We start from the raw sequence: 15,919 nt of genomic DNA, 5'->3' as shown, positions 1-15,919 counted from the left end.
TCCTAGCCGCCGGCCCTGATGTGGCCGGATGATGCCGACTTCGTTGTGGACATGAGGGAAACGCCGGCGGACCCGCCCAGCAGGTCCGCGAGCTGATGAGCGACCCCGGTCGCCTCCCCGGGGGCGAAGACCGCCGCCACGTAGCGATCGGGGCGGACGACGAGGAAGGCCCCCTTGGCCGGGGCCAGCGCCGCTTCGAGCGCTCCGTCGACATCGGCGACACAGATGCGTTCCGGTGCCGAGTGCGGAATCCGGTCCCCCAGCACGACGTCGACGGCCACGGCGCGCAGCCGGCCGTCGAACGCCGAACTCACCTGCCGCCACTGCGCCGCGTCGACGTCCACGCCGACGATCGCGAACCCGTCACCGAGCACCGTGTCGGCGCGCTGCGGCCTCAGGCCCGGGGGAACCAGCACCAGCGGTTGTGGCATCTCCCTCCCCGTCAGCACATGGGGCCGCCCCACGACCACGCCGTCGGTGTGCACGGCGACCGGCCGGAAACGCATCTCGGAGAGGTACCGGCGTCCGCGGCCGGTCAGCCGCATGGAACGGACCACCAGGTCGCGCACAGTCGCGCGGGCCCTGCTCGTGGTCATGACGATCCGGCCGAGGCGCTCCGAGTACCGCACGGTGGCGACCGCGTGCGGCTTGCGCTCGGTTTCGTAGGTGTCGAGTACGCGTTCGCCGAACTCGCCGTGCCAGACGCCGGCCAGTTTCCACACGAGGTTGGCCGCGTCACGGACTCCCGAGTTCAGCCCCTGGCCGGCGAACGGCGGCATCATGTGAGCCGCGTCCCCGAGGAGGAAGGCCCGCCCGGCGCGCCACGTGCCGGCGACAACGGCGTTGAACGTATAGGCGGTACTGCGCTCGACCTGGTCCTCGGTGATCGACCGGTGCGGCGACACGAAGCGGTGCACCGTCTCGAACGAGGGCTGTTCACCCCGGGCACTCTCGCCGGGGAACTGGAGGAACTCGTACCGGCACCGGCCGTCCCGGCCGGGCACCACCACGGTCGGACGACGGGGATCTCCGTGATGCATCCCGTAGCGTTCCCGGTGGTGGTCGCCGACCGTGTCGACGACGAGCCAGACCTCGTCGTGACTGGTCCCGTCCATGCCGATTCCGCCGAGTTCACGCACGGTGCTCCGGCCCCCGTCGCAGCCGAGGACCCAGCTCACCGATTCGGTCCTGGTCAGCTCGGAGCCGACATCGCGCAGCGTCACAAGGACGGTGCCGTCCGGCTGTTCGTCGTACGAGACCAGCTCCGTCCCGAAGTGCACTTCGGCCCCGCTCCGTCGGCCGAGCGCCGCGAGCAGAGCCGCTTCGAGTTCGGGCTGTGCGAACTGGTTCTTGAACGGGAACCCGCGCGGGTGGGGCGGTGTGGGGCCGCAGGCGTGGAAGAGCGCCCGGTTGCGGCGGTCGAAGTACTTCGTCCCCGTGCCGGGCACCACGATCTTCAGCACGGTCTCGGCGAGACCGGCGGCGGCGAATGTACGCAACGACTCGTCGTCGATGCTGATCGCCTTCGCCTCATCGCTGGTCGTGGCATTGCGTTCCACTACGAGGACGGGGACGTCACGGGCTGTCAGCATGCTCGCCACGGTCAGACCCACGGGTCCGGCACCGACAACGAGCACGCGGGGCGGGGTTCCAGTCGCTGCATCGATGGTCACGGCGCGACCGTACCAGGGTGTCCTACTATTCGGTCCAGTGTTCTGTTTTGCAGGACAACACTCAGGGAGGGGCCGAACTCCGGCCGGTCCGTCACGACTTGCACGAGACCGCACACGACTCCCGCTCGCATCCTGACGCACGCGCGATCGACCGGCAGGGCCGACGACGCATCGGCCGGCAGGCCGGCCGGCACGCCGGCAAACGGGCCGGCGGACACTTTCACCTCGCCCGCAAGGCGGAAGGTCAGTCCGCAGCAGTCCCGGGGGGACAGCGCCGCACCGCAGAGGGGTTCACGTACGGGCTCCATCCGCGCCATGCCGCCACCCCTCCGCTCGACCCGCCGATGACTTTCCTTTCGGCTACCGGGAGTTGGCACCATGAAGGCGTCATGATCAGCGCGCGACCATGGCTGCTTCAGTGGCGAGCGAGTCCGCGCAGCCGCATTCACATCACCGCACCGAATGCGGTCCATCAGTAGTTTTGTGACCAATATTATATTGCCCGGCGGCTGCGTCAATGGTCGCGCGCGAAAAAGCTTCCACCCGCCCCACCTGCGCCCGAACCGCCCGACCACAACTTCATTTTGTACCCAATATCACCTGCGCAGATCGACCTGTCAACGGTCGCGCCACAGGGAAGCGGCGCCACCACTCATCCCCGCCCTGACCCGCGGCGGGAAGCCCGGCCACACCTCCTCCCCAAGCCCCGACCGTCCACCCGTACACCTCCACCGGTGACACACGGCAAGAAGGCGGGAGCGCGACATGACCGCGTCGGCATGGCCGTTGACACGTCGACCGGGATAGATAATATTGCCAACAAAACTAAGTCCGGCGGGATGCGCACTCCGAATCAGGAGACTTCCGCACCGCGGACGAAGCGCCATGCCGTCCGGACGCCCGGCCCGGTTCCCGGACGGACGACCGCACGACCCAACTCACCACAGGAGTGAGCATGTCAACCAGTCACGCGTACAGCCTTCACCACGTCAACTTCCCGACAGCCGACCTGAAAGCCACCGAGGAGTGGTACGGGAAGGTCTTCGGCATGACGCGGGTCGAGCCGGCCCGCAAGCCCACCAACGGGACCATGCTGCTCACCCGAGGCCACTTCGACCTGCATTTCCGCCCGGTGGACAAGGCCGACGTCCAGACCGGCCTGATCCACTTCGCGATCGAGGTCGACAACTGGGACACCTTCCTCACGCATCTCGACAAGGTCGGCGTCGAGTACGTCGAAGAGCCCTTCCGCGGCCACGACATGTCCAAGACAGGCAGCGTCGCCGACCCGGACGGCCACCGAGTCGAGTTCACCTGGCACCCCGACCGGAACTGGTAACAACCGCCGGCTGCGTGGCCCGTGCCCAGTGGCACGGGCCACGCAGCTGCGTGTCACGATCGAATCGGCTTCCGCGGGAGGCCTGGTACGCGCACCGACGCCCTGCGCGCTCATGCAGTGCGTCGAGGACGAGGCGGCCTCCCCGCACCCGGCCGGCTCGGCTCGCCTCCGCACGCCCCCGGACGGATTCATCCCGGCCGCGAGGCGGCCGGACGCATGGCCTCCGCGCCCCTCAGACCAGCGCGGCCAGCGCCGCCGCCGTCACCAGGGCGAGGACGCCGCCCACCCCCGTGACCAGCGCTCCGATGTGGCGCGGCACAAAGGACGGTGTGCGGGCGGTCGCGGAGTCCGGGTCGTGCTCGCCGTAGTGAACCGTCACGAACCCGCCCCGTTTCACGTCGAGTTGAGCCTGACGCTCCTCGAAGGTGACGGTGCGCCCGTCCGCCGTACGGAACTCCAGCGTGGCGTGGGAAACCGCCGTCGGCACGCCCTCGGCGTCCGTGATCTCCTCCGTACGCACCCCCGTACACCGCGCCTCGGCCGTGAGGCCGTCCCAGGCAGTCCGCAGTCGCGGCCCCTGAAGCTGCCGGTCCAGGGTCCTGCCGAACGTCACGGCGGCGGCCAGGGCGACGACGAAGTAGACGACAGCGACAACCATGGCTCTCCATGAGTAGGACCGGTCCGGCCTCCGCCCCGGGTGGCGGCCAGGAGCCGGGCGCCGCGGCGCGGTCGCCATGATCTCCCGGTACGGGCCCGGGGAACAAGAGCCTCTCGCGGTCCGGGAGTACCCCGCCCGTGAAGGGATCGCGGGGATTCCTCGCTCGGGGGTAGGCCTGCACCGCCCTCTTGCTATACCTTCCGTCCAACAGCTTGCTAGACGTGACGTCTAACAAGCCGGGGCGACGCTCGGCAGCCGTCGATCTCATCGGCGGACACGGGATGGGAGAACAGGCCGGGCAGCCGCCGGATCGAACCGTTCTCGATTCAAGGAGCCGCAGCATGGCAAGCAGCACCGTCCGGCCGGAGGACCAGGACCGGCTCACCGAGCAGGACGTCGCCCGACGCCTGCTCGATTCGGCCGCGAAGCTCTCCTACGACCCGGCCACCGAAGTGGACTGGAACACGCCCCTCAACACAGACCACCACGGCGCGAGCCCGGAGTGGAGCACCCTCTACGGCACTGCCTACTGGCAGGAGTTGACCGAGGCACAGCGCAAGGCACTCACCCGCCAGGAAGCCGCCTCCGTCGCCAGCACCGGCATCTGGTTCGAGATGATCCTCCAGCAGATGGTGCTGCGCGACATGTACGCCAAGGACCCCACCGACCCGCGGTTCCAATGGGCGCTGACCGAGGTCGCCGACGAGTGCCGGCACTCCATCATGTTCGCCCGCGGCGCCGCGAAACTGGGCGCACCGGCCTACCGGCCGCGCCGTCCGGTGATCGAACTGGGCCGCGCCTTCAAGACACTTGCCTTCGGCGAGGCCGCGTACGCGGCGATCCTCGTGGCGGAGGAGGTGCTCGACGTGATGCAGCGCGACTGGATGCGCGACGAGCGGGTGGCACCGTTCGTACGGACGATCAACAACATCCATGTGGTGGAGGAGTCGCGGCACATGAAGTTCGCCCGCGACGAGACCCGCAAACGGCTGCGCACCGCGGGCCCGTTGCGCCGCCACGTCAACTCGTTGGTGGTCGCCATCGCCTCGTACTACATCGTCACCAGCATGGTGAACCGGGACGTCTACATGAACGCGGGCCTTGACGGCGAGCGCGCCCGCACCGAGGCCAGGGCCAACGAACACCACAAGTCCCTTATGCGTTCCAGCTGTTCGGGCCTGATGGAGTTCCTGGCCTCGGCCCGGCTCCTCACGAAGCCTGCCCTGTTCTTCTACAAGCGCGCCCACCTGATCTGATCCGAGCCGAGAGCCCGAGCTGACGCGATGACCTACGCCATCACCCAGACCTGCTGCAGCGATGCCACCTGCGTCGCCGTGTGCCCCGTCAACTGCATCCATCCGACGCCCGAGGAGCAGGCCTTCGGCAGCACGGAGATGCTCTTCGTCGACCCTGCGACCTGCATCGACTGCGGCGCCTGCGCCGATGCCTGTCCGGTCGACGCGGTCTTCCCGGTGGACAGTCTGTCCGAGGCGCAGAGGGAGTACGCCGGAATCAACGCGGCGTACTACGCGGACCGGGAGCCGGAGCCGGCCGCCGGGCCGAACTTCCACGCCTGGGGCGAGCCGACGTATCCACGCAGCCTGCCGTCGGACTTCGCGCCGATACGGGTGGCGGTCGTCGGCACCGGCCCGGCCGGGATGTACGCGGCCGAGGACCTGCTGCTGCACACCAACGCCGAGGTCACGTTGATCGACCGGCTTCCGGTGGCGGGTGGCCTCGTCCGGTACGGCGTGGCGCCCGACCACCCCGCGACGAAGGGGGTCGGCGAGGCCTTCGCACGGTTCCACTCCCACCCCCGGGTGCGGATGCTCCTGGGCGTCGAGGTGGGCAAGGATCTCACCGCGGAGGAGCTCGCCGCTCATCACGACGCGGTGATCTACGCGGTCGGCGCCTCCACCGCCCGCAGGCTCGGCATCCCGGGCGAGGACCTGCCCGGCAGCATCCCGGCCACGTCGTTCGTTTCCTGGTACAACGCTCACCCGGAGGTCGCGCCGGAGTCCGTCGGACTGTCCGCGGAGCGGGTGGTCGTCGCCGGCAACGGCAACGTCGCGCTGGACGTGGCACGCATCCTCGTCACGGACCCTGCCGCGCTGGCGCGCACCGACATCGCCGGCCATGCGCTGGCCGCCCTGAGGGACTCCGCAGTGCGCGAGGTCGTCCTGCTCGGGCGGCGCGGCCCCGAGGACACCGCCTGCACCGTCTCCGAACTGCTCGCCCTCAAGCATCTTCCGGGTGTGGACCTGGTGGTCGACGTCCACGACCCGCGCACCGGTCCGGCACTCGACGAGGCGGCGGCGGGCGAGAAGGCCGCCGTGCTGCGGGGGCTGACCCGGGAGACGGTCGACTGGTCGCAGCCCCCGCCGAAGGGGCGCCGTATCGTCTTCCGCTTCCACTCCGCGCCCATGGAGGTACTGGGGCTGGACGGGGTCGAGGCCGTGCGGGTGTCGGCCGGCGCCGGCGACCGGGAGATACCCGCGGGCCTGTTCCTGCGGGCCATCGGCTACCGGGGACTGCCGGTTCCGGGCCTGCCCTTCGACGAGGCGACCGGCACCGTGCCCCACGAGGGCGGCAGGGTGGCGGGCATGCCCGGCAGCTACGTCACCGGCTGGATCAAGCGTGGCCCGTCGGGGGGCATCGGGGCCAACCGCACCTGCTCCGCGGAGACGGTCGGCACTCTCCTGGCCGACGCCGTCGCGGGCGCCCTGCCCTCACCGGCGCACCCGGCCAAGGCGTTCCGTCGTCTGGCCCGGAGCCGCGGCCGCCAGGTCGTCGACGCACGCGGGCTGGCCGCCATCGACCGCGCCGAACAGGCCCGCGGCCGCGAACAGGGCAGGCCCCGGATCAAGTTCGGCACGGTCCCCGAACTGATCGCCGCGTCGAAGGGAGGCCGCCTGCGGTCTCCGCGCTGAGCGGGAGACGGAGACGGGCGGGCGGACCCCCGCGACGGGCGGGCTTCGGCGACGGGCGAACGGCCCCCGGCATACCGACACCGGGGTCCGCGGCTGTTCCGCTACGTCATGTGCCCATACCTCGTGTGCCCGGAGTCCGAGGACCGGGACCGCCACCCGGCCGGGGTGCGCCCCGTCCATGTCTCCCGCCGCGGTCCGAGCCCGCCCGGCCCCTGGCGGGCTCGGCGCCAGACACGGGACCGGCGTCCTCCGCCCTCCCGCGCGCCCGAGACGGGCTCCGCTCAGCCCTCGTCCGGCTCCGCGGTCTGTCCCTTGGCCCGCTTGCCGACGACGGCGGCTGCCGCCGCAGCGCTGCCCACGAAGGCCAGGGCGACCATCCACGGCTGGTTGAACGCATGCCGGGTGGCGTGGTCCACGGAGTAGCGGCCCGGACCGGTCAGGCCGATCGCGGCTGCGGTGAAGCCGAGGAAGGCGGGGTATTCGTAACCACCGCCCTGCGCGAAGAACCCCGCGGGGGCGTGTACGGCCACGGCCCCTGCCATGGCACCCGCGGCAGCGGCTCCGGCCGCCGGGGTGGCCAGGCCCAGGGCGAGCAGGACGCCGCCGCCGGCCTCGCCGAGACCGGCGGCGACGGCGCTGTGTTTCGGCGGATGGAAGCCCATGGCCTCCATCGCCGCGGTGGTGCCTTCGATGCCTCCGCCGCCGAACCAGCCGACGAGCTTCTGACTGCCGTGCGCGGCCAGCACCGCGCCGGTTCCGACACGAAGGACAAGCAGGCCGAGGTCACGACGGTTGACGCTGCCCATGGAGGTCTCCGGGAGAGTTCGGGGGCCCGGCCGGAGGACGGGGCCCGGGTGCGGTACGGAACCACTCTCCGCGCCCCGGCGTCCCGACGGGTCGCGTTGTTACGCCGTCCGAGGAGGCCCGGGGCGGCACGTGACCCGTGACACAGTGCGACGAACGCCATTGTGCAACTTGTTGCACAATGGCGTTTCGGTGCTCTAGAACTGGCGTACCGACACTGCGCGAGGAGCCGCCGCATGAGCCCGTACCCGCACCTGCTGAACCCGCTCGACCTCGGGTTCACCACCCTCCCCAACCGGGTGCTGATGGGGTCGATGCACATCGGCCTGGAGGAGGTCGAGAACGGCTTCGAGCGCATGGCCGCCTTCTACGCCGCCCGCGCCCGCGGCGGGGTGGGCCTCATGGTCACCGGTGGCATAGCGCCGAACGACGCCGGCTGCACGTTCCCGGGCGGCGCCAGGATGACCACCGAGGCGGAGGCGGCGCAGCACGCCCGGGTGACGTCTGCCGTACACGCGGCGGGCGGCCGGATCGCCATGCAGATCCTGCACTTCGGGCGCTACGCGCACCACCCCGGCCTGGTGGCGCCGAGCGCGATCCAGGCGCCGATCAGCGGGTTCGTCCCGCATGCCCTGACCGACGACGAGGTCGAGTCGACGATCGAGGACTTCGTCACCGCGGCCGCGCTGGCGCAGAGCGCGGGGTACGACGGCGTCGAGATCATGGGCTCCGAGGGGTACCTGATCAACGAGTTCATCGCCTCGGCGACCAATCACCGCGAGGACCGCTGGGGCGGCTCGTACGAGAACCGCATCCGCTTCCCCGTCGAGATCGTGCGCCGGGTCCGTGAGCGGGTCGGCAGCGACTTCATCCTGATCTACCGGCTCTCGATGCTGGACCTGGTGCCCGGCGGATCCTCGCTGGAGGAGGTCGTGCGGCTCGCCCGGGAGATCGAGGCGGCCGGGGCGACCATCATCAACACCGGCATCGGCTGGCACGAGGCCCGTATCCCCACCATTGCCACGTCGGTGCCGCGCGGCGCCTTCACCTGGGTCACCGAGAAGGTGCGCGGCGCCGTCTCCGTACCGCTGGTGACGAGCAACCGCATCAACACCCCCGAGGTCGCCGAGCAGATCCTGGCGGCGGGCCACGCGGACATGGTGTCGATGGCCCGGCCGTTCCTCGCGGACCCGGACTTCGTCGCGAAGGCGAGCGAGGGCCGCGCCGACGCGATCAACACCTGCATCGGCTGCAACCAGGCCTGCCTGGACCACATCTTCAGCGGCCAGGTCACCTCCTGCCTGGTCAATCCGCGCGCCTGCCACGAGACGGAACTCGTCCTGTCGCCGACGCGCACCCGTAAGCGGGTCGCGGTCGTCGGCGCCGGTCCGGCCGGGCTCGCCTGTGCCGTGACGGCCGCCGAACGCGGACACGAGGTGACGCTCTTCGACGCGGCCGACGAGATCGGCGGCCAGCTCAACGTGGCACGCCGGGTGCCGGGCAAGGAGGAGTTCAACGAGACGCTGCGCTACTTCCGCACCCGGCTGGCGGAGGAGGAGGTCGAGCTCCGGCTCGGCACCCCGGTCGGCGCCGGGGAGCTCGACGGATTCGACGAGGTCGTCCTGGCGACCGGGGTCACCCCCCGCACACCGGCGATCCCGGGCGTGGACCACCCGAGCGTGGTCAGCTACCTCGACGTACTGCGGCACGGAGCGCCGGTGGGCGACCGGGTGGCCCTCGTCGGGGCGGGCGGGATCGGCTTCGACGTGGCCGAGTTCCTGACCGACGGCGGGGACGCGGCGAGCCTGGACCCCGAGGTGTTCTTCCGGCAGTGGGGCGTCGACACCGAGTACCGCGAACGGGGCGGACTCGGCACCGCCGAGCGCCCGAAGTCCTCGCGCACCGTCCACCTGCTCCAGCGCAAGGCGAGCAAGGTCGGCGCCGGCCTCGGCAAGACGACGGGCTGGATCCACCGAACCGAGCTCCGCCACCGCGGCGTCAAGATGATCGCCGGAGTCGGCTACGACCGGATCGACGACGAGGGCCTCCACATCACCGTCGACGGCGAGCAGCATCTGCTGCCGGTCGACACGATCGTGCTCTGCGCGGGCCAGGAACCCCGCCGGGACCTGTACGAGGAACTGCGCGCCGCGGGCCGTCCCGCGCATCTCATCGGCGGCGCCGACGTCGCGGCCGAGCTGGATGCCAAGCGGGCGATCCGTCAGGGCACGGAACTCGCCGCCTCGCTCTGACCGCTGGGGCCGGACAGGCCCCGGGCCCCTGACGGCCGGTCCGGCAGATCCCGCCTTCCGGGCGGACTGCCCGGCCGTCGGGCCGTCCTTAGGATGCACCTCATGTCACTCCCGCACGCGATCCTCACCGCCCTGCTCGAAAAGCCTTCGTCGGGGCTGGAGCTGACCCGCAGGTTCGACCGTTCGATCGGCTATTTCTGGTCGGCCACGCACCAGCAGATCTACCGCGAGCTGGGAAAGCTGGAGCAGGCCGGACAGATCAGGGCGCTGGCGCCCGCCCAGCCGGCCCGGGGGCAGAAGAAGGAGTACGAGGTGCTGCCCGCGGGCCGCGAGGCGTTGTACTCCTGGGTGGCCCGCCCCGAGGACCCCAAGCAGATCCGCGATCCGCTGCTGTTGCGGATGCGCGCGGCGGCGGTCGTCGGCGCACCCGGCCTCGACGCGGAGCTGCGCCGCCACCTCGCGCTGCACCGGCGCCGTCTCGCGGAGTATCTGGAGATCGAGGAGCGCGACTTCCCGCCCGGGCGCGACGCGGCGGAGGACCGGCTGCGCCATCTCGTGCTGCGCGGCGGTATCGATCTGGAGAACTTCTGGATCGGCTGGCTGACCCGGGCGCTGGAGGAGGACGCCGGCGCCGCGGCGTCCGCACTCGGATGAGCGCTGTCCCGCAGTTCCAGGGATTACGACGACAGCCCTCAGCGGCCGGCCCTGATCCGTCGCAGATGTCCGTGTGACGGGCGGAATGCGGCCTGCGGGCTCCTGATGACCACCCTCGACGGGGTGCTCGGGGCCGGTCCGGCCACGGCCGCTCCGGCGGGGGGTGCGGTCGCCGCCTGGGCGCGGCTGAGCAGGACCACTCCGCGTACGGCCGCCGCCGTGCCCAGCAGGGCCGGGAGCAGGCCGGCCGTTCCGCCCTGGAGCCGCTCCCCCAGCAGGGCCAGGCCGATGGCCGCTGCGGCGACCGGGTTGGCCAGGGTGACGACGGCGAGCGGTGCGCCGAGGCCGCCCCGGTAGGCGGTCTGCGAGAGCAGCAGTCCGCCCATCGCGAAGGCCGACACCAGCACCGCGACGACCAACAGGCGCCAGCTGAACAGCGGTCCGGTGGTGTGGTCGGTGACGGCGACCGTCAGTGTCTGGGTGAGCGCGGAGGCGACACCGGAGGTGATGCCGGAGGCCGCCGCGTGCCGCAGTCCGGGGCGGGCGCCCGGCCGGCTGAGACCGGCGACGACGGCCATGGTCCCCGCGCCGACGGCCAGCGCCTCGGTGAGGCTGAGCGTCTCGTGCGGGGCGGAGCCGCCGGCGGTCATCAGCAGGGCTCCCAGGCCCAGCAGGGTCAGGAACGTGCCGCGCCACTCGGTCGTCGAGACCTTCCGGCCGGCGGCCCGGGCGCCCAGCGGTACGGCGGCGACCAGGGTGAGCGCGCCGAGCGGCTGGACGAGGGTCAGCGGGCCGTACTTCAGCGCGGCGACGTGCAGCAGGGCGCCGCCGGCGTTCAGCCCTACGGCCGCCCACCACGCGCCGCTGCCGAGCAGCCGGAGCGTTCCGGTGCCCGGTGCGGTGCGTCCCGCGAGCCGTGCCTGCGCCACCGCGGCCGAGGCGTAGGCGGCGGCTGAGACGAGCGACAGCGCGACGGCGGCCAGGGTGGCGTTCATCGCCCGGTCCCGGAGGAGGCGTAGGAACGGCCGGAGCCGTAGGGCGTGGCGACCGCGTGGGCCGGCACGCCGGCCACGGACGGCCAGGGCAGGGGCGCCCTGACCGGTTCCGCGCGCGGCAGCCGCAGCGCCGCGAACACGACCGAGAGCAGCGCGGCGACCACGATCGAGTCCAGCCAGTAGTGGTTGGCGGTGCCGACTATGACGAGCAGGGTGATCGCCGGGTGCAGCAGCCACAACCAGCGCCACCGCGAGCGGGTGGCGACGACGAGGCCGACGCCGACCATGACCGCCCAGCCGAAGTGCAGTGAGGGCATGGCGGCGAACTGGTTCGCCATCGAGTCGGTGGCGGGCGTCGCCCCGTACACCGTCGGTCCGTAGACCTGCCCGGTGTCGACGAGGCCGGTCGCGGCGAGCAGCCGCGGCGGGGCGAGCGGAAAGAGCAGATGCAGGGCCAGCGCGGCGCCGGTGAGCACGGCGAGAATGCGGCGCGACCAGACGTAGTGACGCGGGCGGCGCCAGTACAGCCAGGCGAGGAAGAGCAGGGTGGCCGGGAAGTGCACGGTCGCGTAGTAGGCGTTCGCCAGGTGGATCAGCGTCTCGTCATGGAGCAGCAGAGCCTGTACGGCGCCCTCGCCGGGCAGGTGCACAGCGCGTTCGAGATCCCATACGTGCCCGGCGTTGCGGAACGCCTCGTCGACGTGACCGTTGGCCGCCTGACGGCCGAACTTGTAGATGACGAAGAGTCCTACGACGAGAAGAAGCTCGCGGACGAGGGGCGGTCGGGCAGAAGTGTCCGGCTCCCGATCGGCGGGCCTGCTACCGGCGAACATCACCCGGTGCCCCTTTGCTGACGAAGCGGTGTTTCGGCGGCGTGGACGGATTCCAGGCCGTATCGATACGCCAGTGTACCGATACGCGAACGTATCGGAACACCTGCGTATCGGTACACTGGCGTATCGAGGACCTCGTCGCAGAGTCGCAGAGAGGGAAAGCGCATGTCGTCGCTGGAAACGGAGCCGGAGCAGGCCACCGCGTCGCGCCGCTCGAAGATCACGCCGGAGCGGGCCCAGGAGCTCTACACGGCCGTGCTCGACATGCTCAGGGAGAGCGGCTACGAGTCGCTCACCATGGAAGGCGTCGCCTCCCGGTCCCGTTGCGGCAAGTCCACGCTCTACCGTCAGTGGGGTTCGAAGCCCGAGCTGGTCGTCGCCGCGCTGCACGGAACCCGGCGCGGACTGCTGGGCCGGATCGACACGGGCACACTGGCCGGGGACCTGCGTGAAGCGGCGCGCGTCATCGGCGAGGGCTCCGGGCGCGACACGCCCCTGATGCTGGCCCTGAGTCATGCCGCGCTGCAGAGCCCCGAGCTGCTGTGCGCAATGCGCGAGTCGCTGATTCTGCCCGAACTGGCAGCGATCGACGCCATGGTCGCGCGCGGCGTGGAGCGCGGCGAGGTGGCCGCGGACAACCCGGCCAGGGAGTTCGTCTCCGCGCAGCTACTGGGCGTGGTGCGCGCCCGCCCACTGCTGGAGTGCACCTACGCGGACGAGACGTTCCTCGTCCGCTTCATGGAGGGTGCCGTCTTTCCCGCACTCGGCCTGGACGCTCACGCGTCCGGGTCCTGACAGACGTGGGCCGTCGCTCCGGCGGATGACGACGGTCCACCCGCGCCGCACCGTGGGGACGGGGGCGGCGCACCACCCTGCCGGCCGGCGACTTCTGCGGAAGTCACCGGCCGGCCGCGTTTCTCCGCCGGGAAACGGGTCCCACCGGACCCGACGGACCCTCGTCGGCCCCTTCCCTCTCCCACCCCCTTTTCGTCCCCTTGACGATATAGGGACACTCCCGTTATCGTCCCCATGACGAGAACGAGGGGGCCCAACATGGCCGACATCACCCGGCGCTTCGGCTGGCGCCATCTGCGCTCCGCGCCCACCGCCCACATCCGCCACCACAAGCGCGGCCGGCTCACCCACGACGGGGCGGGGCTGAGCTTCTGGTACCGGTCGCTGAGCGCCGCGCTCTCCGAAGTACCGGTCAACGACCGCGAACTGGCCATGGCGTTCCACGCCCGCACCGCCGACTTCCAGGACGTCACCGTCCAGGCGACCGTGACGTACCGGATCAGCGATCCCGCCGAGGCGGCCGCACGCCTCGACTTCTCCGTCGATCCCGACACCGGCGCCTGGCGCGGTGCGCCGCTGGAGCAGATCGCGACGCTGCTCACCGAGACGGCCCAGCAGCACACCCTGGACGTCCTGGCCCGCACCCCGCTGGCCGGCGCGCTCGTGGACGGTGTCGCCGCGGTACGCGAACGAGTGGCGACCGGCCTCGCCGGCGAACCACGGCTGCCCGCCACCGGCATCGACGTGGTGGCCGTGCGCGTCGTCGCGATCCGCCCAGAGGCCGAGGTGGAACGGGCCCTGCGCACCCCCGCCCGCGAGCAGATCCAGCAGGAGGCGGACCGGGCCACCTACGAACGCCGGGCCGTGGCCGTCGAGCGTGAGCGGACGATCGCCGAGAACGAGCTGGCCAGCCAGATCGAGCTCGCCCGTCGCGAGGAGCAGCTGGTCGACCAGCGCGGCACCAACACCCGCCGCGAGGCCGAGGAGCACGCGGCGGCCGACGGGGTGCGCGCCGAGGCGGAGGCGGCCCGCACGGTGCGCATCGCCCGTGCCGAGGCGGAGGCGGCCCGCGAGATCGGCGCGGCCCGCGCCGAGGCGCAGGCGGCCTGGCTGCGGGTGCACGCCGAGGCGGACACCGCGACGCTGCACGCGCTGGCTGTGACCCGGCTCGCCGAGAACCTGCCGCGCATCGACAGCCTCACCCTCTCCCCCGACGTCCTCACCGGCCTGCTCGCCAGGCTCGGCGGCCCGGCCCCGGAGACCCGGGCGTGAGCCTGGCCCCGCGAGCGGTACTGGTCCACCGCACCACCGAGTACGAGGAGCTGCTGGCCCGGCACGGCACGCACGGCCAGGCCGCGTTCTTCCTCTCCAGCCGGGGCCGGTCCATCGACGAGGTGGCCCGGCGGCACGAGCGGACCCGGCAGGCGCTGGCCGACGTGGCGGCGGCCGTTCCTCTCCAGTGGCGCCGCTCCCGGGTGGAGCGGGCAGATCTGGACCGGTTCCTGTTCGCACCCGAGGACGTCGTGGTCGTCGTCGGCCAGGACGGGCTGGTCGCCAACGCCGCCAAGTACCTCTCCGGCCAGCCGGTCGTGGGCATCGACACCGATCCCGGCCGCAATCCCGGCGTCCTGGTCCGCCACCGGCCCGCCGACGCGGCCGCCCTCCTGCGGGCCGCAGTGGCGCCGGGCGGCCGGGCGGACGAGCTCACCATGGTCGAGGCGGTGGCCGACGACACCCAGCGGCTCCTGGCCCTCAACGAGATCTACCTCGGCCCGTCCGGACACCAGACGGCGCGCTACCGGATCGGCGCGGAACCGGTCGGCTCCCCCGCGGAGTCGCAGGCCTCGTCCGGTGTCCTGGTCGGCACGGGGACCGGCGCCACCGGGTGGCTGCGCTCCCTGTGGCAGGAGCGCCGCAGCCCGCTCGCACTGCCCGGACCGACCGACCCCCGGCTGCTCTGGTTCGTCCGGGAGGCCTGGCCGTCACCGGCGACGGGCACCTCGCTCGTCTCGGGTGAGCTGGCCCGCGGCCAGGGTCTGCGGCTGACCGTCGAGTCCGACCGGCTGGTGGTCTTCGGCGACGGCATGGAGGCGGACGCGCTGGAACTGACGTGGGGCCAGACCGTGCGGCTCGGCATCTCGGCCACCTCGCTGCGACTGACCGGCTGACCGCCGCCCGGCGCCCGGGCCGAGGCCCCGGACCAGGGTCGAGGCCCGGACCGGCGTCTCGGACCGGGGCACCCGGACCGGGCAATGACGGCGCGCGGCCGTCAGCGTACGACGGTCACCGCCGGCCAGGGCCCACACCTCCCGCGGAGTCCCGTGCCCCCGGGCGTACGCCCTCGATCGACGCCACGGGAACACTACGCAGCAGGCATCCGTTCCGGGCGCCTGCCTCGGCCTGTGCGCCGGCCCCGCCCGTAGGATCTACGCCCCGTACCGGTCACCGAACCTCTTGAGGAACACCATGGACAGCGCCGCGACGCCCCCCGTCCCCGCCCGCAACTCCCGCCCGCCCCTGGCCCAGGCGGCACTGGGCGTCGGCGTGCTCGTACAGGACGGGCAGGGGCGGATCCTGCTCGGCCGGCACCACAGCGGCACCTGGGAGCTGCCCGGCGGCAAGGTCGACCCGACGCACGAGTCGATCGCGGCTGCGGCGGTGCGTGAGCTCCGGGAGGAGACGGGGCTGGTGGCCGCCGAGAGCGAGGTCCGTGTCTTCGCGATGCTGCACGACGTGATCCACGGGATCAACCGGGTGACGATGGCCGCGCTGGTCACCGTCGGGGACGGCACCGCGCAGGTGACCGAACCCCATCTCATCAGCACGTGGCAGTGGACTCGGCCCGAGGAACTGCCGACGCCGCTCTTCGACCCCTCGGCACAGATCCTCGCGGCCTGGCGCCCCGGTCTCGGCATCGCGCACCCGCCCGTCCACAGGCTGGACATCGTGACCGAGAGCACACAGGCTCAGGCCTACATCAATTAAT

General features: G+C 71.9%; 14 protein-coding genes. 9 read left to right on the top strand and 5 right to left on the bottom strand.

Annotated features, from left to right (window positions below):
* Window positions 1–2: 2 nt before the first annotated feature.
* The gene (locus tag ABT025_RS12015) at window positions 3–1,673 is read right to left on the bottom strand and encodes an FAD-dependent monooxygenase (RefSeq protein WP_350992721.1); all 1,671 of its coding nucleotides are present in this window, start codon (window positions 1,671–1,673) and stop codon (window positions 3–5) included.
* Between the two features lie 955 nt (window positions 1,674–2,628).
* Between ABT025_RS12015 and ABT025_RS12010 the strand changes: the two genes are divergently transcribed.
* The gene (locus ABT025_RS12010) at window positions 2,629–3,012 is read left to right on the top strand and encodes a VOC family protein (protein ID WP_350992719.1); all 384 of its coding nucleotides are present in this window, start codon (window positions 2,629–2,631) and stop codon (window positions 3,010–3,012) included.
* Between the two features lie 232 nt (window positions 3,013–3,244).
* Here the strand turns inward: ABT025_RS12010 and ABT025_RS12005 are convergent, their stop codons facing one another.
* A complete protein-coding gene (locus ABT025_RS12005; protein WP_350992717.1) occupies window positions 3,245–3,670 on the bottom strand; it encodes a DUF3592 domain-containing protein in 426 nt (141 codons plus the stop codon).
* A 341-nt stretch (window positions 3,671–4,011) separates the two neighbouring features.
* Here ABT025_RS12005 and ABT025_RS12000 point away from each other — a divergent pair, with 341 nt between their 5' ends.
* Both ABT025_RS12000 and ABT025_RS11995 read left to right on the top strand, forming a co-directional pair.
* Window positions 4,012–4,926 (top strand): AurF N-oxygenase family protein, encoded by a 915-nt coding sequence (locus ABT025_RS12000; protein ID WP_350992715.1) that lies wholly within the window; start codon window positions 4,012–4,014, stop codon window positions 4,924–4,926.
* A 27-nt stretch (window positions 4,927–4,953) separates the two neighbouring features.
* Window positions 4,954–6,600, top strand: coding sequence for an FAD-dependent oxidoreductase (locus ABT025_RS11995; protein ID WP_350992711.1), 1,647 nt, complete (start codon window positions 4,954–4,956; stop codon window positions 6,598–6,600).
* 281 nt (window positions 6,601–6,881) lie between these two features.
* Here ABT025_RS11995 and ABT025_RS11990 read toward each other — a convergent pair whose 3' ends face one another.
* Window positions 6,882–7,406 carry a DoxX family protein gene (locus ABT025_RS11990; protein ID WP_350992709.1) on the bottom strand — a complete coding sequence of 175 codons (525 nt, stop codon included), beginning with the start codon at window positions 7,404–7,406 and terminating at the stop codon, window positions 6,882–6,884.
* 234 nt (window positions 7,407–7,640) lie between these two features.
* On the opposite strand from ABT025_RS11990, the gene ABT025_RS11985 reads away from it, so the two are divergent.
* Together ABT025_RS11985 and ABT025_RS11980 are read left to right on the top strand one after the other, a co-directional pair.
* Window positions 7,641–9,656 (top strand): FAD-dependent oxidoreductase, encoded by a 2,016-nt coding sequence (locus ABT025_RS11985; RefSeq protein WP_350992707.1) that lies wholly within the window; start codon window positions 7,641–7,643, stop codon window positions 9,654–9,656.
* 102 nt (window positions 9,657–9,758) lie between these two features.
* Window positions 9,759–10,310, top strand: a complete 552-nt coding sequence (locus tag ABT025_RS11980) for a PadR family transcriptional regulator (protein WP_350992705.1) — start codon at window positions 9,759–9,761, stop codon at window positions 10,308–10,310.
* Window positions 10,311–10,348: 38 nt separating this feature from the next.
* Here ABT025_RS11980 and ABT025_RS11975 read toward each other — a convergent pair whose 3' ends face one another.
* A complete protein-coding gene (locus ABT025_RS11975; RefSeq protein WP_350992703.1) occupies window positions 10,349–11,305 on the bottom strand; it encodes a DMT family protein in 957 nt (318 codons plus the stop codon).
* On the bottom strand, window positions 11,302–12,138 hold the full coding sequence (locus ABT025_RS11970; protein ID WP_502971926.1) for a phosphatase PAP2 family protein: 837 nt from the start codon (window positions 12,136–12,138) through the stop codon (window positions 11,302–11,304). The genes ABT025_RS11975 and ABT025_RS11970 overlap by 4 nt, the downstream gene beginning before the upstream one ends.
* 165 nt (window positions 12,139–12,303) lie before the next feature.
* Here ABT025_RS11970 and ABT025_RS11965 point away from each other — a divergent pair, with 165 nt between their 5' ends.
* The 4 genes from ABT025_RS11965 (at window position 12,304) to ABT025_RS11950 (ending at window position 15,918) form a co-directional block, all read left to right on the top strand.
* Window positions 12,304–12,933 (top strand): TetR/AcrR family transcriptional regulator, encoded by a 630-nt coding sequence (locus ABT025_RS11965; RefSeq protein WP_350992699.1) that lies wholly within the window; start codon window positions 12,304–12,306, stop codon window positions 12,931–12,933.
* Between the two features lie 258 nt (window positions 12,934–13,191).
* Window positions 13,192–14,205 (top strand): SPFH domain-containing protein, encoded by a 1,014-nt coding sequence (locus ABT025_RS11960; protein ID WP_350992830.1) that lies wholly within the window; start codon window positions 13,192–13,194, stop codon window positions 14,203–14,205.
* Window positions 14,202–15,101 carry a hypothetical protein gene (locus tag ABT025_RS11955; RefSeq protein WP_350992697.1) on the top strand — a complete coding sequence of 300 codons (900 nt, stop codon included), beginning with the start codon at window positions 14,202–14,204 and terminating at the stop codon, window positions 15,099–15,101. The genes ABT025_RS11960 and ABT025_RS11955 overlap by 4 nt, the downstream gene beginning before the upstream one ends.
* Window positions 15,102–15,399: 298 nt before the next feature.
* Complete coding sequence (locus ABT025_RS11950; protein ID WP_350992695.1) at window positions 15,400–15,918, top strand: nucleotide triphosphate diphosphatase NUDT15; 519 nt, start codon at window positions 15,400–15,402, stop codon at window positions 15,916–15,918.
* The last annotated feature ends 1 nt before the right edge of the window (window position 15,919 follow it).

This window comes from Streptomyces sp. NPDC002809 (assembly GCF_040295435.1).
GTDB lineage: Bacteria > Actinomycetota > Actinomycetes > Streptomycetales > Streptomycetaceae > Streptomyces.
Note: the sequence above shows the minus strand (reverse complement) of the source record. Positions and strands in the feature narration are given on the sequence as shown.